General features: G+C 71.9%; 18 protein-coding genes and 1 riboswitch. Of the genes, 8 read left to right on the top strand and 10 right to left on the bottom strand.

The genetic code is table 11. The features are described 5' to 3' along the window. Positions 1-110: 110 nt before the first annotated feature. A complete protein-coding gene (locus NLX94_RS04565) occupies positions 111-761 on the bottom strand; it encodes a sortase domain-bontaining protein (protein WP_254381277.1) in 651 nt (216 codons plus the stop codon). A 351-nt stretch (positions 762-1,112) separates the two neighbouring features. Here NLX94_RS04565 and NLX94_RS04560 point away from each other — a divergent pair, with 351 nt between their 5' ends. The 3 genes from NLX94_RS04560 (at position 1,113) to NLX94_RS04545 (ending at position 5,480) form a co-directional block, all read left to right on the top strand. Further along, the gene (locus NLX94_RS04560; protein WP_254381276.1) at positions 1,113-1,994 is read left to right on the top strand and encodes a hypothetical protein; all 882 of its coding nucleotides are present in this window, start codon (positions 1,113-1,115) and stop codon (positions 1,992-1,994) included. Between the two features lie 406 nt (positions 1,995-2,400). Continuing rightward, entirely contained in the window at positions 2,401-4,422 is a 2,022-nt protein-coding gene (locus NLX94_RS04555; RefSeq protein WP_302168817.1) for a calcium-binding protein, read from the top strand. Positions 4,423-4,541: 119 nt separating this feature from the next. Then, on the top strand, positions 4,542-5,480 hold the full coding sequence (locus NLX94_RS04545; protein ID WP_254381275.1) for an alpha/beta hydrolase: 939 nt from the start codon (positions 4,542-4,544) through the stop codon (positions 5,478-5,480). 33 nt (positions 5,481-5,513) lie between these two features. On the opposite strand, the gene NLX94_RS04540 is transcribed toward NLX94_RS04545, so the two are convergent. From NLX94_RS04540 to NLX94_RS04530, 3 genes are all read right to left on the bottom strand, one after another. Next, entirely contained in the window at positions 5,514-6,713 is a 1,200-nt protein-coding gene (locus NLX94_RS04540) for an acyltransferase (protein ID WP_374683916.1), read from the bottom strand. Positions 6,714-6,802: 89 nt separating this feature from the next. Next, positions 6,803-8,959, bottom strand: coding sequence for a bifunctional polysaccharide deacetylase/glycosyltransferase family 2 protein (locus tag NLX94_RS04535; protein ID WP_374683900.1), 2,157 nt, complete (start codon positions 8,957-8,959; stop codon positions 6,803-6,805). 31 nt (positions 8,960-8,990) lie between these two features. After that, positions 8,991-9,518 (bottom strand): hypothetical protein, encoded by a 528-nt coding sequence (locus NLX94_RS04530; protein ID WP_254381273.1) that lies wholly within the window; start codon positions 9,516-9,518, stop codon positions 8,991-8,993. A 406-nt stretch (positions 9,519-9,924) separates the two neighbouring features. Between NLX94_RS04530 and NLX94_RS04525 the strand changes: the two genes are divergently transcribed. Continuing rightward, the gene (locus NLX94_RS04525) at positions 9,925-10,872 is read left to right on the top strand and encodes a glycoside hydrolase family 16 protein (protein ID WP_254381272.1); all 948 of its coding nucleotides are present in this window, start codon (positions 9,925-9,927) and stop codon (positions 10,870-10,872) included. Between the two features lie 82 nt (positions 10,873-10,954). On the opposite strand, the gene NLX94_RS04520 is transcribed toward NLX94_RS04525, so the two are convergent. The 3 genes from NLX94_RS04520 to NLX94_RS04510 form a co-directional block, all read right to left on the bottom strand. Then, on the bottom strand, positions 10,955-11,830 hold the full coding sequence (locus tag NLX94_RS04520) for a 2OG-Fe(II) oxygenase (RefSeq protein WP_254381271.1): 876 nt from the start codon (positions 11,828-11,830) through the stop codon (positions 10,955-10,957). A gap of 138 nt (positions 11,831-11,968) precedes the next feature. After that, on the bottom strand, positions 11,969-12,703 hold the full coding sequence (locus NLX94_RS04515; protein ID WP_254381270.1) for a hypothetical protein: 735 nt from the start codon (positions 12,701-12,703) through the stop codon (positions 11,969-11,971). Between the two features lie 112 nt (positions 12,704-12,815). Then, the gene (locus tag NLX94_RS04510) at positions 12,816-13,286 is read right to left on the bottom strand and encodes a hypothetical protein (protein WP_254381269.1); all 471 of its coding nucleotides are present in this window, start codon (positions 13,284-13,286) and stop codon (positions 12,816-12,818) included. A gap of 203 nt (positions 13,287-13,489) precedes the next feature. On the opposite strand from NLX94_RS04510, the gene NLX94_RS04505 reads away from it, so the two are divergent. Next, entirely contained in the window at positions 13,490-14,695 is a 1,206-nt protein-coding gene (locus NLX94_RS04505) for a DUF2254 family protein (RefSeq protein ID WP_254381268.1), read from the top strand. On the opposite strand, the gene NLX94_RS04500 is transcribed toward NLX94_RS04505, so the two are convergent. After that, positions 14,661-16,088, bottom strand: coding sequence for a nucleobase:cation symporter-2 family protein (locus NLX94_RS04500; protein ID WP_254381267.1), 1,428 nt, complete (start codon positions 16,086-16,088; stop codon positions 14,661-14,663). The genes NLX94_RS04505 and NLX94_RS04500 overlap by 35 nt on opposite strands. Before the next feature lie 330 nt (positions 16,089-16,418). Here NLX94_RS04500 and NLX94_RS04495 point away from each other — a divergent pair, with 330 nt between their 5' ends. Further along, complete coding sequence (locus tag NLX94_RS04495) at positions 16,419-17,138, top strand: helix-turn-helix transcriptional regulator (protein WP_254381266.1); 720 nt, start codon at positions 16,419-16,421, stop codon at positions 17,136-17,138. Positions 17,139-17,469: 331 nt separating this feature from the next. Further along, complete coding sequence (locus tag NLX94_RS04490) at positions 17,470-18,870, top strand: nucleobase:cation symporter-2 family protein (protein ID WP_254381265.1); 1,401 nt, start codon at positions 17,470-17,472, stop codon at positions 18,868-18,870. A gap of 81 nt (positions 18,871-18,951) precedes the next feature. Here NLX94_RS04490 and metE read toward each other — a convergent pair whose 3' ends face one another. Together metE and NLX94_RS04480 are read right to left on the bottom strand one after the other, a co-directional pair. Further along, positions 18,952-21,264, bottom strand: coding sequence for a 5-methyltetrahydropteroyltriglutamate--homocysteine S-methyltransferase (metE, locus tag NLX94_RS04485; RefSeq protein WP_254381264.1), 2,313 nt, complete (start codon positions 21,262-21,264; stop codon positions 18,952-18,954). Positions 21,265-21,441: 177 nt separating this feature from the next. Then, positions 21,442-21,668: riboswitch (cobalamin riboswitch) on the bottom strand. Between the two features lie 96 nt (positions 21,669-21,764). Then, positions 21,765-22,439, bottom strand: coding sequence for a GntR family transcriptional regulator (locus NLX94_RS04480; RefSeq protein WP_254381263.1), 675 nt, complete (start codon positions 22,437-22,439; stop codon positions 21,765-21,767). 225 nt (positions 22,440-22,664) lie between these two features. Between NLX94_RS04480 and NLX94_RS04475 the strand changes: the two genes are divergently transcribed. After that, positions 22,665-23,633: a 2-dehydropantoate 2-reductase gene (locus NLX94_RS04475; protein ID WP_254381262.1), complete on the top strand. Its 969-nt coding sequence runs from the start codon at positions 22,665-22,667 to the stop codon at positions 23,631-23,633. The last annotated feature ends 2 nt before the right edge of the window (positions 23,634-23,635 follow it).

Genomic DNA, 23,635 nt, shown 5'->3' with positions numbered 1-23,635 from the left:
CCGCGCGCAGACCGTTATGGGTGCCGCAGCCCAGCAGCGCCGGGACGAGTGCGGGGAGCAGGACCAGGGGGGCCGGTTTCCGTCTCGTCGCCGGTGCGTCCGCCTGCGGGTCACGCGACGAGGTCGGCGTAGAAGATGACGTTGTTGGTGCGGTGGCCGTTCTTCAGCTCGCCGCCGCAGGTGAGCAGGCGCAGTTCGGAGCGGTTGGTGTCGCCGTAGACCTTGTCGGTCGGGAAGTCCTTCTTGTTGACGTCCTCGATCTCACGGATCTTGAACTTGGCCGTCCGGCCGTCCTCGCGCGGCACCTCGATGGTGTCGCCGAGCTTGACCTTCTTGACGTCCTTCATCAGGGCCGGGCCGTGCTTGGTGTCGAAGTGCGCGACGAGCACGGAGGCGCCCTTCTCCCCGGGGGTGACCCCGTCGCTCCACCAGCCCGGGGTGTTGGCGTCCGTGTCGGCGTTCGGCACGCCCAGCTCGCCGCTGGCGTCGGTCGTGAGGTCGAGCATCTTCTTCGCGTCGACACCGGCCGCGTCGATCTTCATGCCGGTGGGCCTGGACTTCGGCAGTTCCTGCGCGACGTCCCTGACTGGGGCGGAGGCGGTACTGCCGACCTTGGGGTCCGGCGGCAGCTTGCCGCCACCGCCGCAGGCGCTCAGGCATCCGGTCGCGACGAGGGCCACGGCGGCGGTGGTGACGATCCGGCGGTGGCGCGGGATGCCCGTACGCACGGGGGCGGAGGTGGGGGTGAGGGTGCTGGTCATCGGGTACTCCGGTGGGCGCGGGGCGGGACATGCATCCGCGTTCGACGCGGTGTGGACACCACGTTACGAACGCAATGTTGAGGTAATGGCTAGGCAATGTAACGGCCGCCCCCACGCGGCTCCTCAATTCGGTCACACCCCCGGAGATTCCGCGAAACGGCCCGGCTGCAGGACCTTTGACCTGCGATGATCGGAGGCCGACGTCCTTTTACCCGGTCGCAACAACGTGTCGCGCCGGGCGTTACATTGCCTACGCATTACCTATGGATTGCCCTCCTAGCTTGTTGGTCGTCGCCCCGGCAATCGCCGGACCATTCGGGCGACGCTCCGACCCAGAGGGGATCCACCTCCATGCGTGCCACCCGTAGTCTCCGTACCGCCGCCGTCGCCGCCGGTGTCATCGTCTGCCTTGCCGTTCCGGCCGGTGCCGCCTTCGCCGACAGCCCCACTCCCGCCGCCTCGCCCTCCACCGGCACCCAGGACAAGGCCGGCAAGTCCGAGACCAAGAAGGAGGCGGCGGGCGAGCAGCAGCTGGCCGACGGCTACAAGGCCACCCTCTACAAGCACCTCAGCAACGGCCCGACGATGGATCTGACGGTCAAGGGCTACGAGGCCGAGATCACCCAGGCCAAGAGCGGCCCGCTCCTCACCCTGAAGGCGTTCGGCAAGAGCGCCTCCGCGCAGCACGGCGGCTACACCTTCACCCTGTCCGCGGACGGCAAGGTCACGTCGAAGAAGGACTCCACCACGCCGAAGCCGAAGCCGAGCCCGGACAAGGTGAAGGTCGCGGGCATCAGCGTGGGCGGCAACACGCTGGCCGAGCTCTCCCACACCGCCACCGACGGCCCCAAGGCCGTGCTGCGGGTCGGTCCCGAGGACGCCCCCGCCGGGTTCAAGGCCGGCCACGTCCAGGCCACCCTGACGAAGAAGAGCCCGCGCTTCGAGAACAACGGCCAGAAGTTCGAGATCGTCAAGGCCGACAGCGCCAAGCCGCAGCTGAAGGTGACCCTCGAGGGCAAGACGAAGTTCTACGACTTCCCGGCCGTCAACAAGGGCACGGGTGACAAGCCCGCCAAGCCCGCTCCCCCGAAGGGCGGCGTGAAGGCGGGCGCCGAGGGCGTCGAGGACTCCTCCGGCAACACCCCGGTGATCGCGGGCAGCGCAGGCCTGGCCGCCGTCGGCGCCGCGGGCCTCGGCTTCGCGATGGTGCGGCGCAGCCGGTCCCGGGGCTGACCTCCCGTCACGGCCGCCGGGCGGTCCCGCTCCTGACCTCCCGTCACAACCGTCGGGCGGTCCGGCTCCTGACCTCCCGTCACAACCGTCAGGCGGTCCCGCTCCTGACCGCCCGTCACAGCCGCCGGGCGGTCCCGCTCCTGACCGCCCGGCGGCCGCGGCACGGCCCGCACGGACATCCGCAGCCCACGCCCACCGCGAGCGTTCGCCCGCAGGGGTGGATCACGCCCGCAGAGGGCTCAGCGCGCCCCGCGCCTCGGCCGTGCGGCGCGCGTCCGGCACCAAGCTGCTGCCTGCTGATTTCCCGGCGCGACTCGGAGGCCGTACGCCCATGACGCACTCACACCCCCGACCACCTCACGGGCACCGCCGCCCCCTGCGGCACGGCGGAGGGGCGGCCAGGGTGATGTCGGCCGCCTCGGCGGCCGCCCTGGCGCTGGTCCTCGCGCTGCCCGGCACGGCGCTGGCGGCTCCGGGGGACCTGGACCCCTCGTTCGCCGACTCCGGCCGGACCCAGACGTACTTCCCCGACAACGGCGGCCCGTGGGACTACGCCGAGGGCCTGGACGTCGCCCGGCAGGGCGACGGCAAGCTGGTCGTGGCCGGGCGCGTCACGGGGCCGGGCGTCCCATTCGACATCGCGCTGATCCGGTACGGCGCCGACGGCTCCGTCGACACCGGATTCGGTGGCGGAGACGGCCGGGTGACCAGCGACTTCGGCGGCGACGACCAGGCCGAGGCGGTGGCCGTACAGCCCTCCGACGGGAAGATCGTGGTCGCCGGGCGTACGGAGGTCGTGGAGGAAGGCGGAGGCTGCTGCTTCTTCTCCGTCGCCCGCTACCACGCCGACGGCTCCCCCGACCTGGGCTTCGGCTCGGCGGGCCTGGTGCGCGTCGAGTCGTTCGGCGGCGCCTCGGGGGCCGCCGACCTGGTCGTCCAGCCGGACGGGAAGATCCTCGCCGTGGGCCTCAGCGGCGGAGCGGGCTTCGCGCTGGCCCGCCTCAACCCGGACGGCAGTCCGGACCCCTCCTTCGGCGGGGACGGCACGGTGGTGGCGGGATTCGCTCCCGCCTTCCCCGGGGACGCGGGCGGGCAGGCGACCGGCCTGGCGCTGCAGCCGGACGGCAGGTTCGTCGCCGTCGGCCACGTGGGCAGTACCGCCTTCGACTTCGGCGTGGCCCGCTACCTGTCCGACGGCAGCCTCGACACCTCCTTCAGCGGCGACGGCATGGCCACCGCGGACTTCGGCGGTACGGACTTCGGCCGGGCCGTGGCGGTCCGGTCCGACGGCGCGGTCGTCGCCGCCGGTTCGACCAACACCGGTTTCGCGCTGGCCCGGTTCACCGCGGGCGGAGCTCCCGACCTCGCCTTCGGCACCGGCGGCCGGGTCACCACCGTCTGGCCCCTCAGCACGGCGGTGGCGTACGACATGACGCTCCAGCAGGACGGGAAGATCCTCGTCGGCGGCACGGCCGACGACCCGGACAGCCAGGAGGCCTCCGACTTCGCCCTCGCCCGCTACCTTCCGGACGGCGGCCTGGACACCGGCTTCGGCGGCGGTGACGGCCGGGTGTACACCGGCATGCTGGGCGGGGAGGAGATCCGGGGGCTGCTCGTGCAGCCCGACGGGAAGATCGTGGCCGCGGGCCTGGCCGGACTGGGCGCCTTCGGCATCGCCCGCTACGAAGGCGGTGGCACCACCCCGCCGCCGCCCCCGCCGGCCGCCGACCTGTCGGTGACGCAGACCGGCACGACGACCGTGAGCATCGGCGACCAGGCCTCGTACACCGTACGGGTCTCCAGTGCCGCGGCCTCCACCGTGACCGCGACGGGCGTGACGCTCACCGACACCCTCTCGGGTGCCGGCGGCACCCTCCTGTCGGCGGTCCCCTCCCAGGGCACCTGCACGACCACGGCGACCGGGGCGAACTGCGCCCTCGGCAGCCTCGCCCCCGGCGCGAGCGCCACGGTCACGGTGACGGCCGAGCCGCGGGCCACCGGCACCCTGACGAACAACGCCTCCGCCACCGCCCCCGCCCAGGACCCGAACCCGGGCAACAACAGCGCCGGTGCCTCGACTTCGATCAACAACTCCCGCGGCTGCACGATCATCGGCACCAGCGGTACGGACACCCTGAACGGCGGCTATTCCAACGACGTCGTCTGCGCCCTCAGCGGCAACGACACCGTCCGCGCCGGCTACGGCAACGACACCGTCCACGGCGGCCCCGGCAACGACAACCTCGACGGGGGCTACGGCGACGACACCCTGAACGGCGGCCCGGGCAACGACACCCTCACCGGCTACTACGGCAACGACCGCCTGAGCACCACCGACGGCGTCAACGCCAACGACACCGCCAACGGCGGCATGGGCTCCGACACCTGCACCACCGACCCGGGCGACGCCCGCATCAGCTGCCCCTGAGCGGTTTCCCCGGCCCCGAAGGAGCGGCAGATGACCGACACGACCATGCTCGACCTCGGACCGGACACGGCCCGGGCCACCGGCCGGGAGTACGCACCCGATCGGGCGGGTGGTGCGGGATGACCCTGGATCCGGACCTCGCCGCGCTCCTGGAGCAGGCGGCCTCGGTGCCGGGGAAGCGCATCGGCGCGGCCCGGCCCGAGGAGCTGCGGGAGGCGGAGCGCGCCTCGAACCGGCTGGTGGCGCCGGTGACGCCGATCGGCGTCGGGTCCGTGACGGACGAAGCCGTCCCGGGCCCCGCCGGGCCCGTCCCCGTACGGGTCTACCGGCCCGACGGGGACGGGCCCGGCGCGACCGTCGTCTTCTTCCACGGCGGCGGGTGGATCGTGGGGGACCTCAACACCCACGACCACGTCGCCCGCCGCCTCTGCCGCGACCTGGGGGCCGTCGTGGTCGCTGTGCACTACCGGCGGCGCCCGGAGCACGCGTTCCCGGCCGCCTTCGACGACTGCCTCGCCGCGGCACGGTGGGCGGGCGCCCGCATCGACCGGTACGGCGGCCGCCGGGACCGGCTGGCCGTCGCGGGCGACAGCGCGGGCGCGGCCCTCGCCGCTTCCGTCGCCCTCGCCTTCCGCGACGCCGGGGAACCGCTCGCGGCCCAGCTGCTCGCCTACCCCGCCACGGACCGCACACTGACCGACTACCCCTCGTACACCGAGAACGCGGAGGGCTACCTGCTCACCTTCCAGGACCTGCGGGACCTCACGGCGATCCTCCTGGACGGCGACGCCTCCGCGGCCACGGACTTCCGGGCCTCCCCGCTGCACGCGGCGAGCCACGGCGGGCTGGCTCCCGCCGTCATCGCCACCGCCGCCCTCGACCCGCTCCGCGACGAGGGCCTGGCCTACGCCCGTGCGCTGCGGGACGCCGGAGTGGACGTGTTCGTCCGCACCTACGAGGGCCTGGTCCACGGTTTCCTCAACATGTTCGCCGTCTCCGCGGGCGCGGAGGCGGCGGTCGCCGAGATGATCGAGGAGTTCGGGGACCGCCTGCGGTGACGGTCGGTCGGGTGCCGGCCGGCCGGGTGCCGGTCAGTCGGTGGCCGCCCGGCGCCTGCCCCGCTTGCGGCGCGGGTACGGCAGGAGCCGCGGCGGGCGTTTGGCGGCCACGTCCTCGACCCAGCCGAAGGCCAGCACCAGCAGGCCGACCAGCGGGATCGCCACCAGCAGCGTGAACCACATGCTGGCCAGCAGCCACTGGAAGTTCTCGTAGAAGAACTCCACGCTCCAGAGGGGGTCCACCAGCGGGATGGCGGCCACCAGGGCCACCTGGTGCCACAGGTAGACGCTGACGGCGCGTGCGTTGAGGAAGCTGACCAGGCCGTTCCACCGCTCCAGCACCCTGGGCCACACCTCCCAGGACGGGCTGATGTGGAGCAGCAGGGCGACGAAGCCCAGGGACCACAGGGCCTGGGCGATCGGCCAGGACTCGATGTCCGTCGGTACGGTCGGGTCGACCGGCCGGGTCTGCAGGTACCAGAGGCCGGCCACCATGACCAGCGGGGCGATGGACGGCAGGACGTACTGCGGGATCTTCTTGAGCAGCCCTTCCTGGTGGGCCATGCCGAGGATCCAGCAGGAGCCGAACATGGCGAAGTCGTTGGCGTTCTCCCAGACCCGGCTGTAGACGAAGTCCTGGTCGGCGAAGAAGGTGTGCATGACGACGAGCACCGCCAGGGGGGCGCACAGCGTCACCACCGGAAGGCGGCGCAGCGCCTTCAGCATCAGCGGTGAGAGCAGGACGTACCAGAGGTAGGCCCGGAGGTACCAGAGCGGGACGGTGATCTGCAGGGCCCAGGTCTCGCTCACGAGGCCGAAGCCGGGCAGGGACTCCGCGTACGGCGGGGTGCTCAGCGGCAGGATCCAGAACGCCAGCTTGGTCCACCACCAGGTGGGGTGACCGTCGGAGTCGGGGCCCCAGCCGTCGAGGATCTGGAGGGTGAGCAGGACGGCGCCGAACAGCCACATCGGCGGCAGCAGGCGGCGCAGGCGGCCGCGGATCACGCCGAGGGCGGGACGGCTGAGCGAGCGGGCCATCAGGGAGCCGGCCAGGGCGAACATGACGCCCATCGACGGAAAGACGAGGGGCAGCCAGAACCAGCCGAACTGGTGGTAGAGCATCACGCGGAGCAGGGCCAGCGCGCGCAGCAGGTCGAGGTACCGGTCCCGGCCGCCCTTGCGGGGAGCCGGGGCCTCGGGCCCCGCCTCGGGCGCCGGCAATGGCGCCGGCACCTGCTCCCGCTCCGGCCCGGGCTGCTGCGGAACGGCGATGGTCCTGAGCTGGACGGTGTCCTGCGTGCGCCCCCGGTCGATGAACGCGGTCACGGTCGGACCTCCACGGGTACGGCGACCTCACCGGTGCGCCGGAGCTTCTGCCAGCGCAGCCGGCCGCCGGTCATCGCCGTGATCGCGGACTGCAGCAGGACGATGTACATCAGCTGCCGGTAGACCAGTTGCTGGACCGGCAGGCTGATCAGGTGCCAGGGCTTCTCGCCGTCGAGCCGGAAGGCGTACCAGGACAGTGCGGCCTGCATCAGGATGAAGCCGCCCCAGCTCGCGAGGGTGAGCTGGGCGTCCCCGAACAGGACGCCGTACAGCAGGAACAGGTCGACCAGCGGCGCCAGCAGCGGGGCGACGACGCCGAACAGCACGACGAGCGGCAGCCCGATCCGGCCGAAGCGCCCGGCCGGTCCGCGGGAGGTCACCGCGTGGCGGTGCTTCCACATCGCCTGCATGCTGCCGTAGCTCCAGCGGTACCGCTGGGACCAGAGCTGCTGGAGGCTGGCGGGAGCCTCGGTCCAGGCGCGGGCGCGTTCGGCGTAGACGATCCGCCAGCCGTCGCAGAGCACCGCGATGGTGATGTCGGTGTCCTCGGCGAGGGTGTCGTCGCTCATGCCGCCGACCCGGCTCAGGGCCTCCTTGCGGAAGGAACCGACCGCGCCGGGGATGGTCTGGATGACGTTCAGCATGTCGTACATCCGGCGGTCCAGATTGTGGCCGAGGACGTACTCGATGTGCTGCCAGGCGCCGATCAGGCTGTCGCGGTTGCCGACCTTGGCGTTGCCCGCGACGGCGCCGATCGCCGGGTCCCCGAAGGGCTGGACCAGCTCGCGCACGGTGGACGGTTCGAAGACGGTGTCGCCGTCCATCATCACGATGATGTCGTACGAGGCGGCCGCGATGCCGGCGTTGAGCGCGCTGGACTTGCCGCCGTTGGCCTTGCGGATCAGCCGGACGAACGGCAGGTTCATCTCCTCGACGATGTCCGCGGTGCCGTCCGAGGAGCCGTCGTCGATGACGATGACCTCGATCGGATAGTCGCTGAGGGCCAGGGAGTTGAGGGTGTTGGCTATGCACTCGCGCTCGTTGTAGGCCGGGACCAGGACCGTGACCGGCCGGGTGACGGGCTCCCCCCAGGCGTCCCGGCGCTTGGAGCGGCGGGCGTGGATGGGCGCGAGGACGATCATCAGCCCGAACCGGCCGAAGTTGAGGAAGCCGACCAGGGCCAGCAGCGCGACCAGCACCGGCAGGGTCTGCACGGCGAACTGAGTGGCCCAGAGGTACCCCTTGCCCGCCCACAGCTGGTACCCGTGCACCGGCACGGTGGCGCTGGAGGCGCCGAGCGCTTCGGAGATGGTGGTGAAGCGGTAGCCCTGGGCCTGCAGCCTGTCGATGATCTGCTCGAGCGCGGCGAGGGTCTGGGTACGGTCGCCGCCCGCGTCGTGCAGCAGGATCAGCGCGCCCGCACCGGGAGTGGCCGGCATCGCCGCATTGACGATCTGCTCGACACCGGGACGCTTCCAGTCGTCGGTGTCCCGGTCGATGAACGCGGTGAGGTAGCCGCGGGCACCCACGTACTTGATCACCGGGTAGTTCCAGTCGTCCATCGCCGTGGCGTCGGAGGAGTACGGCGGGCGGAACAGCGCGCTGTGCACACCCGCGACGCCGGCCAGTGCCAGCTGCGTCTGCGCCAGCTCCCAGCTGATCCGGGTCGGGGACTGGTACACCAGGTCGGGGTGGGTGAAGGTGTGGACGCCGAGTTCGTGGCCGTCCGCGACGATCCGCCGGATCAAGTCCGGGTGGCGCGTGGTCATGGCGCCGGTCACGAAGAAGTCCGCGGGGACGTTGCGGGAGGCGAGCACGTCGAGGATCTTCGGAGTCCACTTCGGCGAGGGGCCGTCGTCGAAGCTCAGCACCGCGGTGCGGTCGGGGATCCGGTAGCTCACCGGGTTCGCGTTCTTGCTGCCGCGCGCGTCGATGACCGGACCGCCCTTGAGCAGGTGCTGCGGCACGGTCGTCTTGTCGACCGAGATCGCGATCCGGTCGTCGTGGAACGCCTCGTTGGTGGCTAGGCCGCGCAGGACCAGCAGTGCGAGCAGACACGCCAGCAGCGACAGCGGCATGAAGAAGCGCAGCGGCGGCGCGGCCAGTCGGCGCGGCCTGAGCAGGGACTGCCGGCGGCGCTGATGGCGGGACAATGACGCTCCTGGAGATGGGTGGTGCGGAAGATCAGGGGTTGCCGGCCGGCGGGCCCGAAGGGCTCGCTCCGGGCGGCGCGGTGGCCGGGGAGTCCGGGGCGTCGGGCGTGGCGGCCATCGGCTTCGGCTTGGAGGCCGTGGGTTTCGGCTTCGACGCCGGTGGTTTCGGCTCGCCGGCCGAGGACTTCGACGGGGCGGCCGACGGTTTCGACGGCGTGGCGGCCGGCTTCGACGGGGTGGCCGCCGAAGCCGTCCGGGGTGTCGCGGAGGGCGTGGTCGTCCGGGGTGAGGACGAAGCGGACGGCGCGGGTGACGCCGACGGGGTGGGCTGGGGCGCCGCGGAAGGCGGCGAGCCGGGCGTCCCCGCGGGCTGCGCGGGTATGCCCATCGCCGGGGCGTCCGCCTGCATGCCGATCAGGCTGCTTCCCATGGCGACCGCCAGCACCGCGCCGACCAGGGAGACCGGCCAGCCGAGCCCGCGCAGCAGACGGCCGCGCAGACCCGACTGGTCGACGAAGACCGGGGCCGGAGCGGGCTCCTCGGAACCCGACTCGGACATTTCGGGTTCTATGTGGTGCACCGATCCGCGATCAATGGAACCAATGACTGAGCGCACCTTGCGAGGCCTTTCATTGCAGGGCACGGGGACCGCTGGATGGCAGGGCGAACGCTAGTGCACCGAACTGGAACGACTTGGGCCCGATGGGCGGTTTTGACGTGATCTGATCCGCCGTCGTAATCGGATTGAAATGCCAATTAGTGGTACTGGTAGGTAAGTCTGTACGCCCGGTTTCCGGTAAATGATCAACATGCATACGGTCAGAGTCCGGGGATGAGCGGCTTTCCGCGAACCTTAGGATGACCCTTCATGTGATCGGCCCCTGATCTGCCGATCATCGTTTCATCGCTTCATCGTTCGAGGGCGTGTCCACGTACCGCCTCTACGCCCGCCCCAAGGAGCCCGTGTGAGTCAGCCCCGCCGCACCCCTCGTCGCCGCGCGTGGACCGCGCTCACGCTGCCCGCCCTCCTCTGCGTGCTCGCCGCGTGTTCCGGCGGTCCCGCCGGCGTCGCCTCCGCGTCCAAGGACAGGCCCAGCGCCTCGCCGACCCTGGCCGGACCGCCGGGAACCCTGTTCGACGACTTCCACTACAGCGGCCCCGACGACCCGGCGCTCGATGCCAACGGCTGGGAGGTCCGTACCGGCGGGGGCGGCCCGGGGATCAAGGACACCTGGTCCGCCGCCGGCGCGAGCTTCCCCTCCGACACGACCGCCCAGGGGGGCCGGGCCCTCCAGCTGCAGTCCTCCACCGACGGCACCAAGCAGGGCACCCGGCAGGTCGAGATACAGACCACCGGCACCCCGCTCTTCACCGGCACCTACGCCGCCCGGGTCCACCTGAGCGACAAGCCCAGCAGCGGCCGCAACGGGGACCACGTCGTCGAGACCTTCTTCCCGATCTCCGCCTCGGACTCCTCGGAGAACTACAGCGAACTCGACTTCGAGTACCTGCCGAACGGCGGCTGGGGTTCGCCCGGTCCGCAGCTCGACACCGTGAGCTGGTTCAAGGCCGATCCGCCGGACCGGGTCAACAGCGCGCTCAAGAAGCAGCGCCTCGAAGGCTGGCACATCATGATGATCACCTTCGTGGACGGAAAGGCCACCTATTCGCTGGACGGCAAGGACCTGTTCACGAGTACCGGCAAATACGTCCCGCGCGAGAAGATGGACATGCATTTCAGCAACTGGTTCATCGACCTTCCCTTCACCGGTGGCGCGCGCACCTGGGACATGAAGGTCAACTGGTTCTACCACAAGGCCGGTGAAGCGGTTTCCCAGGCCGACGTCCTGAAAACGGTGGAGGGTTTCTACGGCGCCGGCACCCACCACATCAACACCGTGCCGAAGTCCTGACCCCGACGCCGGCCCAACAGCGCCCCGACAGCGTAATGGTGAAGGAACGTCAGGAACAGACCGCCTTGCGCCGGCCGCATTTTCAGACGGCGCGCGGCGGAGGTGCGGGGAGGGAGAGCCGGGCGGTCTCGGATGCGGCCGGGAGCGCGACGGGGCCGGCTCCGTCGTGGTCGTGGTCGTGGTCGTCGTCGTCGATGTCCTTGAGCGGGCGGGTGTGTTCGGCCGCGCGGGCCATCCACTCCAGGACCCCGGACGAGGAACCGTGCGCCGTCTCCGCTGACCGGGCACCGCTGATCCACGTCGTGAGCGTGAACCGGTGATCGGCGAACTGCCCGCTGGGGCAGGTGGAGGGGACGACCTCGTGGAAGGCGCCGGCCGGGAAGAAGACGATGGTGTCGTGGTCGGGCTCCACGGTGCGGTAGGACTCCGCGGGCTGCGCCCGGCCGCCCCTGATCAGGGTGTCGTACAGCCGGAGTTGGCCGCCTTCGAAGCCGCGGGGCCTGCGGTGGAGGTAGTACACGGCCGACAGGGCCGTGCCGACGTCGCGGACCCGTGAGGCGTCGGTGTGCATGCCGTAGTGGCCCCCTTCACCGTGCGCGGTCATGACCGTCGAGGTGTGCGTGAGCGCGGCCCGGTGGCCGAGCACCTCCTGCACGAGCGGCAGGCAGTCGGCGAGGTGCCGGCTCAGTACGGGGCTGGTCACGGGGAGGACGAGGGAGCTGCGCCCCTTGCGGGAGACCTGGCCCGACAGCGGGTCCACGACCGTGCCGGCGTGGAAGTCGGACTGCCGGGAGATCGCGTAGCTCAGCAGGCGGGCGGCCCGCTCGGCCCCGAGGAAGTTCTCCAGACGGCAGACCGGGGCCGGTATCACCAGGGGCGGGGACCAGCGGTCGGAGGGAGGCAGGTCGCGGGTGCTGATTTCCGTCGGCATGGCCGGTTCCTTCGCGTATCCGCTCATGGCCCGGAACCGTAAACGGAACGGCCGGTGCCCTCGAAGGGGCACATGGGGGCGCACGGGAGTACACGCAGGCCCCGCGCGTCGGCACACCACCCCTCCCGGGGAGGGGGCGGGCGAACCCGGCCCCTCCCCGGCTGCTCAGTGCCCGCCGTGTCCGTCGGTGTGCGGAGCCGACGAAGGAGCCGGCTTCGCGGTCGACGAGGCACCGGGGGCGGGCGCCGCCGGGCTCTCCGGGGTGCCGGCGGGCGCGTGCTCGTCCGCCGGGGCCTCTTCGGAGCTGCCGTGGCTGTGGCCGCCGCCGGGCGCGCTCTCTTCCAAGGAGGCGGCGACTTCCCGCAGGCCGAGGAAGGCGAGGGCGGCGGTGACGAGGACGGCCAGGCCGACGAGGCCGAAGATCCGGCGCACCGGGGTGTCGGCGTCCTTGATCACGTAGGCGACGAAGGAGACGACGAGTCCGGCCGGGACGAGGACGGCGCCGCGGGCGGGGAAGTCGTCGAAGTGCTGCAGCCCGCCGCTGAGCATGCCGATCCCGAAGGACAGCAGCAGCGAGGCACCCATGACCAGCAGCAGCCGGGGCATTCCCGGACGCTCCCGGGTGAGCACGAACTCGTTGAGGACGGTCGCGCAGAGGAAGACGAGGGCGCCGTACACGGCGATGCGGGTGTAGCGGTCCGGGTCGAGCGGGTGGTGGACGACGGCGCCGCTGATGAGGCCGGCGCCGACGAAGTAGCCGACGTAGCCGAGGTACCGGGCGGCCAGGGACCTGGTCCGGGCCTCACCGGCCTGGTGCTTGCGCCGGGCGGCGCGTCCCGTGGCAGGAGAGGCGGGCGCGGTGTCCGCGGTCCGGGTGCCGAGGAGTTGGGGCGAAGTCACGTGCGTGTTCCTTTGATGCCGTGTGCATGGCTCATCGCCCGGTCGGCCGCGTGAGGGCGGCGGGCCGGGTCTGCGATGAGAATCGGGTCGGATCGGGGCGAAAAGCCCGGATCTATACCCGCTGCACCACGGAGCCGAGGGCACTTCGCAGGGGAGGAAGGCCGGACGGAACGGTCCGCTCCCACCGGGCCGGTCCCGTCGCGCCGACGGCGGGGGACAGATCGCCGAGGGGAAGCAGCGAGGGCGCGGGAAGCTCCGCACCCTGCTGGGGGTGCCCGGAGGCGCACGCCTCGGCGGGGTGCGCGTGCCCGCCGCCGTGCTCGTGCCCGCCGGGGACGTCGCCGCCGCGCTCGTGCCCGCCCGGGACGTCGCCGCCGTCGTGGAGACCGGCGCCGTCGGCCCCGATGGCATCCAGGTGGGCGACGGGAGCCGCGCCGCGGGCGACGTGCGCCGTGGCGCTGTCGGCTCCGGCGGCGTGGGTGTAGAGGAACGCGAACAGCAGGGCGGCCAGCCACACCAGTCGCAGCGCACCCGCCGGCCGGCGGGCCCGCTTCGCGCTGGAGGCAGCTGGGGCCGTGATCATGCCGGGACTCTATCCGGCGGCCGGAATCCACCGCATGGCAGCCCCGTTGACGCGAGGCGTACGGCCGCGGTCCGTTTCCCGCCACCCGCCGACCGCCCCACCCCAAAATCACACGCACCCGGCATTTCGCCGACCGCTCCCCCGGTTCCCGTGGTTGCATCCTCATCGGTGGAGTCCGTTCACCGGGACCTGGAGGAGGCTGGATGTCCGGCTCGCGCGCGGTGCGCCGGGATCTCGCCCAGCTGGTCTGCGCGGTGGCCGGGGTGGCCCTGGGCGTTCTGCTCCCCAGGTTCTCGCTGGGGCCCCAGCTGGACGCCGGACCGGTGGTGACACTGTTGTTCACCGTCGGGTTCGGCGTCATCAGCCTGGTGAGCATCATCTACTCGATGCTGTTCCTGGTCATCCAGTTCTCCGCCAGCACCTTCACCCCGCGCCTCGGCCTCTTCCGCGACGACCCGATCGTGTGGCGCGCCTTCGCCTTCACCGTCGGCGTGTTCGTCTTCAGCATCACCTCGGGGCTGGCCATCGGTGCCCGCAGGACGACCGTGTCCACCCTCGTTCCCGGGACGGCCATGGTGCTCACCCTGGTCGCGCTCGCCCTCATGCGGGCCCTGCAGGCCAGAGCGTTCCGCTCGATCCAGCTCGGCCACTCCCTGACCGCCATCGCCACGCGCGCGCACCGGATGTTCGACACCCTGTACGCCCGCCCGTACGACCCGGACCGGGCGGCCGCGGCCGTCGCCGCCGCACCGCCCCCGGCGGCTTCCACCACCGCCGTCCTCTGGTCCGGGCCGGCGGTGGTGGTCCAGCGGATGGACGTACGCGCCCTGGTCGGCCTGGCGGAGCAGCGCGGCTACTCCGTCGCCTTCCTCGTCTCCCCGGGGGCTACCGTGTCGCGCGGCATGCCGCTGGCCGAGGTGACCGGCGGCGAGCTGCCCGAGGCGGCGCTGCGCGGCGCCCTGGAGACCGGGGTCGAGCGGACCTTCGACCAGGATCCCGACCTGCCCTTCCGGCTCCTCGCCGACATCGGGCTGCGCGCCCTCTCCCCGGCGGTCAACGACCCGGCCACCGCGGTGGAGAGCATGGACCGCATCGAGGACCTGCTGACCCGGCTCGCCTGCCTGGAGCTGGACACCGGCCGGTTCACCGACGGCGGCGGCCGGTTGCGGGTGACGGTCCCGGTGCCGGACTGGGAGGGTTACGTGCGCACCGCCGTCGACGAGCTGCTCTTCTGCGCCACCGGTTCCCCGATGGCGCTCCGCAGGATGCGCGACCTGCTGAGCGGGCTGGCGGAGCGGATCCCGGAGGAGCGGTGCGGGATCGTACGGGAACGGCTCCTGTGGGCCGACCGGACGGGGAGCGAGAGGTACCCCCTCATCTGGACGGCCGCACCCCGTCGATCCCGCTGAAGGCGTCGACCTGGGCGGTGGGAACGTGGCTCTCGTTCGCCTCGCTCCCGCGTCCGAAGTGGTTCAGCAGCAGGTTGAGCAGGACGGCGACGAGGCATCCGGCCGTGATGCCCGACCCCAGCACCATGGTCACGGGCGCGGGGAGCCGCTCGTAGAAATCGCCCGAGGCGACGGGGAAGAGACCGAAGGCGAGGGCCACGGACACGATGATGCCGTTGTGCCCGGTGGCCAGGGAGGCCTTGGCCAGGGTCCGGATCCCGGCGACGGTGATCGAGCCGAAGAAGACGACCGCCGCCCCGCCGAGTACGGGCAGCGGCACGAGCGCCACGAGCGAGCCCAGGACCGGCACGAGCCCCATGAGCACCAGGATCGCTCCGCACAGGGTGACCGCGTACCGGCTGCGGATGCGGCTGATCGCGACCAGGCCGGTGTTCTGCGCGTAGGCGCAGCTCACGAAGGCGCCCAGGGCTCCGCCGAGTGCGGTGCCCAGTCCCTGGGCGCGCAGGCTGCCCGCGATGACTTGGGCGTCGACCGGGCGGTCGACGACCGATCCCACCGCGATCAGGGAGGCGGTGGATTCCGTCATGGAGACGAGCATGACGACGAGCATGGTGGCGATGACCGGCACCTCGAACTGCGGGGCACCGAACGCGAACGGCTCCGGGAGCGCGAACAGCGGCGCCTGGGACAGGGGTTGGAGATCGACCTTGCCCATGGGTATCGCGGCGGCGGTGCCGGCGATGAGGCCGAGCAGGATGGCCACCCGCTGCAGGAAGCGTCCGCTGAGGAGCCGGTGGAGGAGGAGCGTGACGGCGAGGGTGCCCGCGGCGAGCGCCAGGTTGGACGGCGAGCCGTAGCCGGCGGAGGCGGGGTCGCCGCCGCGGGCCCACTGTCCGGCCACCGGCAGCAGCGAGAGCCCGACCAGGGTGATGACGGACCCGCTGACGACGGGAGGGAAGAAGCGCAGGAGCCGGCAGAAGGCCGGAGCCAGGAGGAAGCAGACGACCCCGGCGACGAGGGTGGCGCCGAACACCAGGGGCAGGGTGTCCTGCCCGCGTGACACGGAGGCGGCCAGGACCGGGGAGACCACGGCGAAGGAGACCCCGTTGGTGACGGGCAGCCCTGCACCCACACCCAAGAAGCGCAAGGTCTGGGCGACGGTGGCCAGGCCCGCGACCACCAGGCTCGCGGCCAGCAGCACGGTGAGCTGGGCCGCGGTCAGGCCGAGGGCGCCGCCGATGATCAGCGGTGGCGCCGCGAGGCCGGCGTACATGCTGGCCACGTGCTGGAGGGCGGCGGGGATCATCCGCCGCAGGGGCAGGACCTCGTCGGCGGGATGGACGGGAAGGGGCGGGGCGGGGCGTTCGTGCGGGAAGAGCGTAGGGGAGCGCAAAAGGGACAGTCCCTCCGAGAGACCTCCCGGCCGGCGGGCGGCGGGGACGGTCGGGGGCGAAGCACGGCCTGAAGAGCCGGACAAGTGGACGGACTTGCCCGGAGGGAAGAGGAGATCGTGCTGTTTTCCGGGGTGGGGAGAACGGCCAGATTCCTCATTGCGGAATTTACTTTCCACTGTGGACGACAGCGACCCTACGAACCGACCCCCCGGCCGTCAACTCATCCAGGGAGGCGATTCGATTCCTGCGATTCTTTGGATGTACGCACAATCGACGCCGACACCCGAGGGCCTTGGCTGGAACGCCCCCTCGCCCTACGGTGTGCGGCTATGCCATCCCGAGACGATCTCCGCAGCCCCTCCGAGGGCGAAATATCCCCCTATCCCCCGCTGGAGCCGCGCCGCGCCACCGCCGTGCGCGAGCGGCTCGGCCTCACCCACGGCCAGGTCGCCTGGGCCGTTTCGGCCTTCCAGGGACACCCGCTCCACCCCGGCACGCTGGTTGCCTGGGAGCAGGGCACAGAGATCCCGACGGTCCATCAGATCAAGGCGCTGGCCGCCGCGTTGTGGTGTGCGCCGGGTGATCTGCTCGGCGAGCCGGCCACGCTCCTGCAGTGCCGGACGCTCCTCGGGCTGACCGTGGAGCAGGCGGCCGTGGGGGTCGGCATGACCCGCGACCGCTACGCCGAGGCGGAACGGCGCAACCGCTGGCGCGGGTCGGCGCGGCAGACCCAGGCCCTGTTCGAGGTGCTGCGGCCGTCGCCCGCCTGTTTCGTCGGGGCTTCCGGCAGGACGGGGCAGCTGCGCGTGCTGCTGCGCGAGGCGGTCACCGGGTGGTGGCCGAACTACGTGCGGCCCGTCGCGAAGATCGTGCCCGTGGAGCCGCCGGAGATCCAACGCGCCCTGGAGCAACTGCACCTGGAGTACCAGCGGATCGACAACCACGGCCGCACCGGCGCCGCCGCCGAAGCGGTCGAACGCGAGGCCCTGGCCTTCCTCGACCGGATCGACGAGCAGCTGTGGCAGCGACTGCGTCCACAGGGCACCTGACCCCGCCCGCCTCCCGGAGGTCCCGGATCCCGGGTCTTGACACGCTCCCCTCCGCGTGAGCCACTAGAGCCACCCAGCCGCACGGAAACTGCTTTCCGCATCGTGGACGATCCGTTCATGCAGTCTTCGGCAGGGCCGTCGGGGCTCGCTCACCCCACGGCACCCCGGTTCGGGCAACTCCCCCTGGATTCACCAGAGATCTGGTCCCCCAAGAGGACGGGCTCCCCGTCGCTCAGGGCACCTCCATGCCCCCGGTCCCTCCTGCCGACCGCTCGACTGCGTCCTCGCACCCTTCCGCACGCAGTCCGCACGCAGTCCTGGAGGACTCTCCGTGTCATCCACGTCATCCACGTCGTCCACCACCACACCCACCCCCGCCGAGAAGCATCCGGTCGACCAGACCCTGCCGTTCGGAAAGCTCCTCGGCGCCGGCCTCCAGCACGTGGCGGCCATGTACGCGGGCGTCGTCGCCCCGCCCCTGGTCGTCGGCATCGGCGTGGGGCTGAGCCAGGCCGAGATCGCGTTCCTGATGAGCGCCAGCCTCTTCGCCGCCGGCATCGCCACCCTGCTCCAGACGCTCGGCTTCTGGAACATCGGCGCACGCCTCCCCTTCGTCAACGGCGTCTCCTTCGCCGGCGTGGCCCCGATGCTGGCCATCGCCAAGGCCGAGGGCCCCGAGGACGCGCTGCCCGTGATCTACGGGGCCGTGATCGTGGCCGGAGTCTTCGGCTTCCTCCTCGCCCCCTGGTTCTGCAAGCTCATCCGGTTCTTCCCGCCCGTGGTCACCGGCACCGTCATCACGCTGATCGGCCTGTCCCTGCTGCCCGTCGCCTTCAACTGGGCCCAGGGCGGCAACCCGTCGGCCGCGGACTACGGGGACGTCAAGTACATCGGTCTCGCCGCGGTGACCCTGCTGATCACCGTCGTGCTCCGCAGGGTCCTCACCGGCTTCCTCAAGCAGATATCCATCCTGCTCGGCCTCCTCGTCGGCACCCTGATCGCCCTCCCCCTCGGGCTCGCGGACTTCAGCGCCGTCGCCGATGCCGACGTGATCGGGTTCCCCACCCCCTTCCACTTCGGCGCCCCGCAGTTCGCGGCCGCCGCGATCGTCTCCATGATGATCGTGATGATCGTCTCGATGACCGAGAGCACGGCCGACGTGATCGCCCTCGGCCAGATCGTCGACAAGCCCGCCGACGAGAAGACCCTGGCCGCGGCGCTGCGCGCCGACGGCCTGGGCACCGCGCTGAGCCCGCTCTTCAACGGCTTCGCCGCCAGCGCCTTCGCGCAGAACGTCGGCCTGGTCGCCATCACCAAGGTCCGCAGCCGGTACGTCGTGGCCGCGAGCGGCGGCATCCTCATCCTGCTCGGCCTGTGCCCGTTCCTCGCCTCGGTCGTCTCCCTGGTGCCGCAGCCCGTCCTCGGCGGCGTCGGACTCGCCCTGTTCGGCACCGTGGCCGCCAGCGGCATCCAGACCCTCGCCCAGGCCGGCCTGGAGCGCGGCGACAACGTCCTCATCGTGGCCATCAGCCTAGGCGTCGGCGTGATCCCCATGGCCAGCGAGGGCTTCTACCACGGCTTCCCGGAGAGCATGCGCATCATCCTCGACTCCGGCATCAGCACCGGCTGCGTCGCCGCGGTCCTGCTGAACCTCGCCTTCAACCACCTCGGCCGCAGGGACAAGGACGACGCCCCGGAAGGAGAGTCCGCCCCGGCCGTGCCCGTGCACTGACGCCCGACGCCCCGCACCACCGCCCCGCACCACCGGCCGGCACCCGGACGTCCCGGGTGCCGGCCGTCGGTCCCGCGGGGATCAGGCGCGCGGCGAGATCTCCGCGCGGACCTGGCGGGCCGCCTCGACGAGGTGCTCCAGGGAGGCCCTCGTCTCCGGCCAGCCCCGGGTCTTCAGACCGCAGTCGGGGTTGACCCAGAGGCGTTCGGCCGGGATGGCCCCAAGTCCCTTGCGCAGCAGGGCCGCCGCCTCCCCGGCCGAGGGAATGCGGGGGGAGTGGATGTCCCAGACGCCGGGGCCGGCCTCGCGCGGGTAGCCCGCGCCGGCGAGCTCGTCGGCGATCCGCATGTGGGAGCGGGCCGCCTCCAGGCTGATGACGTCGGCGTCGAGGTGCTCGATGGCCTCGACGATGTCCCCGAACTCCGCGTAGCACATGTGTGTGTGGATCTGGGTGTCCGGCCGGACGCCGCTGGTGGTGAGCCGGAAGGATTCCGTGGCCCACTCCAGGTATCCGGCGTGGTCGGCGGCCCGTAGCGGCAGCGTTTCGCGCAGGGCGGGCTCGTCGACCTGGATGACCGCGGTCCCGGCCGCTTCGAGGTCGCCGACCTCGTCGCGCAGGGCGAGACCGACCTGCCGCGCGGTCTCGCCGAGCGGCTGGTCGTCGCGTACGAAGGACCAGGCGAGCATGGTGACGGGACCGGTGAGCATGCCCTTGACCGGCTTGGCCGTCTGCGCCTGGGCGTACGTGGTCCAGCGGACGGTCATCGGGTCGGGACGGGAGACGTCGCCGACGAGGACCGGCGGGCGGACGTAGCGGGTGCCGTAGGACTGGACCCAGCCGTGCTGGGTGGCGAGGTAGCCGGTGAGCTGCTCCGCGAAGTACTGCACCATGTCGTTGCGTTCGGGCTCTCCGTGCACGAGCACGTCGAGGCCCGCCTTCTCCTGGAAGGAGAGGACCTCGCGGATCTCGGCCCGGATCCGCTCCTCGTAGGCCTCCGTGCCGATGCGCCCCGCGCGCAGGTCGGCGCGGGCGGTGCGCAGGTCCGCGGTCTGCGGGAAGGAGCCGATGGTGGTCGTGGGGAGCGGCGGCAGGCCGAGGTGGGCGCGCTGGGCGGCGGCCCGCTCGGGGTAGGGCTGTGCGCGGCGGCCGTCCGCGTCCGTGACGGCCGCGGTGCGGGCCCGGACGGCCGGGTCGTGGGTGATGCGGGAGGCGGTACGGGAGGCCAGGTCGGCCCGGTTCGCGGCGAGTTCGGCGGCGATGGCGTCGGTGCCCCGGGCCAGTCCGCGGGCCAGCGTGCTGATCTCGGCGGTCTTCTGGCGGGCGAAGGCGAACCAGCGCCGGATCTGCGGATCGGTGTCCCGTTCGGCGTCGGCGTCGAGCGGGACGTGCAGCAGGGAGCAGGAGGCGGCCACGTCGACGCGGTCGGCGAGGCCGAGCAGGGTGCCGAGGGTGGTCAGCGACTTCTGGTGGTCGTTGATCCAGATGTTGCGGCCGTTGACCACGCCGGCGACCAGCCGCTTTCCGGGGATGCCGCCGGCGGCGGCGAGCTCGTCGAGGTTGGCCTCGGCCCGGTCGGTGAAGTCGAGGGCGAGTCCCTCCACGGGCGCCTTCGCCAGGACGGGCAGGGCTTCGCCGAGCCGGTCGAAGTAGGAGGCGACGAGCAGCCGGGGGCGCTCGGTGAGGGCGGGGCCGCCGAGCTCGCGGTAGGCCCGGGCCGCCGCGTTCAGTTCGGCCGGGGTGCGGTCCTGGACCAGGGCCGGTTCGTCGAGCTGGACCCATGCGGCGCCGGCCGCGCGCAGTTCGGCGAGGACCTGGGCGTAGACGGGCAGCAGCCGGTCGAGCAGGGCGAGCGGCTCGAATCCGGCGGCGGTGCCGGGCGCGGGCTTGGCGAGGAGGAGGTAGGTCACCGGTCCGACCAGGACCGGGCGGGGCGTGTGCCCAAGGGCCAGGGCCTCCTTCAACTGGGCGGTCTGCCGGGCCGGGTCGGCCGTGAAGACGGTGTCGGGGCCGAGTTCGGGGACCAGGTAGTGGTAGTTGGTGTCGAACCACTTGGTCATTTCCAGCGGGGCCACGTCCTGGGTGCCGCGGGCCATCGCGAAGTACCCGTCCAGGGCGTCCGCTTCGACGGCGGGCCGGTGGCGTGCGGGGATCGCGCCGACCATGAGCGTGGTGTCCAGGACGTGGTCGTACAGGGAGAAGTCGCCGGTCGGGACCTCGGTGATGCCGGCCTCTGCGAGCTGCTGCCAATTGCTGCGGCGCAGGTCGCGGGCGGTGTCCTGGAGGGCTTCGGCGGTGACGCGGCCCTTCCAGTACCCCTCGATCGCCTTCTTCAGTTCCCGGTGCTGTCCCTGGCGGGGGTAGCCGTACACGGTGGCTGCGGACTCGGTGGTCACGGAACTCTCCTTCGCGAGCGTGTCTCCATGAACCCGGTGGGGGCTCGCGGAGGGCGAAGGGTGCCGGAACGGGCGGACCGCCGGGACCGCGTACGCCGAGGCGAGGGGTACGCGACGGAGGATCCGCCTGAAGCACGCCGACCCGCCCACGAGGTCACCGGGAAGCCGTGCGCGGTCGATCGCGCACGGGCAACGGGCAGGTCTTCGGACTCGCGGGCACGCCTGCCGGTCTCCCGGCGGGCACCTAATGGCCGTCGCTTCCCAGGACCGGTTCCGGTCCCAGTGCGTATGACGGCGGTCGTTCCCGCTCACCGCTGCGGGGCAGTCCCGGATTCCCACCGGGTTCCCTCTTACGACGCCTCCCGCCTGGCGGACGGGGGCGAACCAGCTGCGAGGCCACAGTAAGGCGGCCGACCGGGAAATGAACACGACTTCCCACATGTCGGACGGTGAAATGAGACACGGAGCCGGTCGCGTACGAACTCGGCCTCGCGGACGGGCTACTTCTCCCGCTCGTGGTACGTCTTGCGGGTGTGCTCCGTGTGCGCGCGCATGATCTCCGTCGCGGCCTGTCCGTCGCGGGCCGCGATGGCCGCGATCAGCTCGCGGTGCTCGACCCAGGACTGGCGGCCCCGCTGCCGGGCGACGGGGGTGTAGTACCAGCGGACGCGCCGGTCCACCTGTGCGGCGAGTTCGGCGAGGACGGCGTTGCCCGCCAGCTCCATGATCTTCGCGTGGAGCCGGGCGTTCGTCTCGACCGCGGCGTCCACGTCGTCGGCGGCGACGGCCCGCTCCCCCTGCGCGCACAGCTCCTCGAGCGCGGCGACCGCCTCGGCGCCGGCGTGGGCGGCGGCCAGCCGGGCCGCTTCGGCCTCCAGGAGCGTGCGGACCGTGAGGAGCTGGTCCGCCTCCTCCTCGGTGGGCTCGTGCACGAACGCCCCCTGGGCCGGCCGCAGATCGACCCATCCCTCGGTGCTCAGGCGCTGCAGCGCCTCCCGTACCGGCTGCCGGGACACCCCGAGGTGTCCGGCGAGCTCGCTCTCGACGAGGTGCTGCCCCGGCTGGAGGGCGCGGGTGGTGATGAGCTCCAGCAGGGCCCCGTAGACGCGGTCACGCAGCGGGCCGGGCCGCTCCAGCTTGGGCACCGCCCCCTGCGGCAGTCCTGTCGACAACATCACGGTCCCTTCTGGGCAGCGCCGTCCGCCGCTTCGCGAAACCCTATGATGGATTGTCTTTCGCCTACAGTCTACGGCGCACCGTCCCGGCCACCCCGGACGGCCAACTCCCCTTCCCCCGGCCTGCGTCAGCCCTTGCCGCCCAGGATTACATCCTGTAGACAATATTTCGTCGACAACGTTCGGCAGTTCCTCGGTACCCTCGACCGAACGGAGTGCCGCACAGTGAAAGTCGCAGTTCTGGGCGCCGGTGCGATCGGCGCCTACGTCGGCGCCGCGCTGCACCGCACAGGCGCCGATGTGCACCTCGTCGCCCGCGGACCCCATCTGGCGGCCCTGCGGGAGCACGGGGTCCGGGTGCTCAGCCCCCGCGGGGACTTCACCGCCCGCGCCCACGCCACCGACGACCCGGCCTCGATCGGTCCGGTCGACTACGTCTTCCTCGGCCTCAAGGCCAACTCGTACGCGGCGTGCGGGCCGCTCATCGAGCCGCTGCTGCACGAGGGCACCGCGGTCATCGCCGCCCAGAACGGCATCCCCTGGTGGTACTTCCACCGGCACGGCGGACCGTACGAGGGCCACCGCATCGAGAGCGTCGACCCCGGCGGGGCGGTCAGCGCCGTCCTCGCCCCCGAACGGGCCATCGGCTGCGTCGTGTACGCGGCGACGGAGCTGGCGGGCCCGGGCGTCGTACGCCACCTCGAAGGCACCCGCTTCTCCATCGGCGAGCCCGACCGGTCCCTCTCCGAGCGCTGCCTGGCGTTCAGCGGGGCCATGCAGGAGGGCGGCCTCAAATGCCCGGTCGAACAGGACCTGCGCAACGACATCTGGCTCAAACTGCTCGGCAACATCTCCTTCAACCCGATCAGCGCGCTGTCCCGGGCCACGATGCGGGAGATGTGCCGGCACGGCGGCACCCGCGAGGTCATCGAGATCATGATGAGAGAGACCCTCGCGGTCGCCGAGGCCCTCGGCTGCAAGGTGGGGGTCTCCGTCGAACGCCGGCTGGCCGGCGCGGAACGCGTCGGCGACCACCGCACCTCCACCCTCCAGGACCTGGAACGCGGCAAGCCGCTCGAACTCGACGTGCTGCTCGCGGCCGTGGTGGAACTGGCGGAGATCACCGGGGTCCCCGTACGGACGCTGCGGACCGTCCACGCCATCTCGGACCTGCTCGCGCTGCGGACCGCGTGATC

Source organism: Streptomyces sp. TBY4 (genome assembly GCF_024213195.1).
Classification (GTDB): domain Bacteria; phylum Actinomycetota; class Actinomycetes; order Streptomycetales; family Streptomycetaceae; genus Streptomyces.
Note: the sequence above shows the minus strand (reverse complement) of the source record. Positions and strands in the feature narration are given on the sequence as shown.

What these genes read in the sequence shown, in the direction of transcription:
- NLX94_RS04565 (WP_254381277.1), bottom strand. Translation starts at nt 761, where the DNA reads ATGACCAGCACCCTCACCCCCACCTCCGCCCCCGTGCGTACGGGCATC.
- NLX94_RS04560 (WP_254381276.1), top strand. Translation starts at nt 1,113, where the DNA reads ATGCGTGCCACCCGTAGTCTCCGTACCGCCGCCGTCGCCGCCGGTGTC.
- NLX94_RS04555 (WP_302168817.1), top strand. Translation starts at nt 2,401, where the DNA reads ATGTCGGCCGCCTCGGCGGCCGCCCTGGCGCTGGTCCTCGCGCTGCCC.
- NLX94_RS04545 (WP_254381275.1), top strand. Translation starts at nt 4,542, where the DNA reads ATGACCCTGGATCCGGACCTCGCCGCGCTCCTGGAGCAGGCGGCCTCG.
- NLX94_RS04530 (WP_254381273.1), bottom strand. Translation starts at nt 9,518, where the DNA reads ATGTCCGAGTCGGGTTCCGAGGAGCCCGCTCCGGCCCCGGTCTTCGTC.
- NLX94_RS04520 (WP_254381271.1), bottom strand. Translation starts at nt 11,830, where the DNA reads ATGAGCGGATACGCGAAGGAACCGGCCATGCCGACGGAAATCAGCACC.
- NLX94_RS04510 (WP_254381269.1), bottom strand. Translation starts at nt 13,286, where the DNA reads ATGATCACGGCCCCAGCTGCCTCCAGCGCGAAGCGGGCCCGCCGGCCG.
- NLX94_RS04505 (WP_254381268.1), top strand. Translation starts at nt 13,490, where the DNA reads ATGTCCGGCTCGCGCGCGGTGCGCCGGGATCTCGCCCAGCTGGTCTGC.
- NLX94_RS04495 (WP_254381266.1), top strand. Translation starts at nt 16,419, where the DNA reads ATGCCATCCCGAGACGATCTCCGCAGCCCCTCCGAGGGCGAAATATCC.
- NLX94_RS04480 (WP_254381263.1), bottom strand. Translation starts at nt 22,439, where the DNA reads ATGTTGTCGACAGGACTGCCGCAGGGGGCGGTGCCCAAGCTGGAGCGG.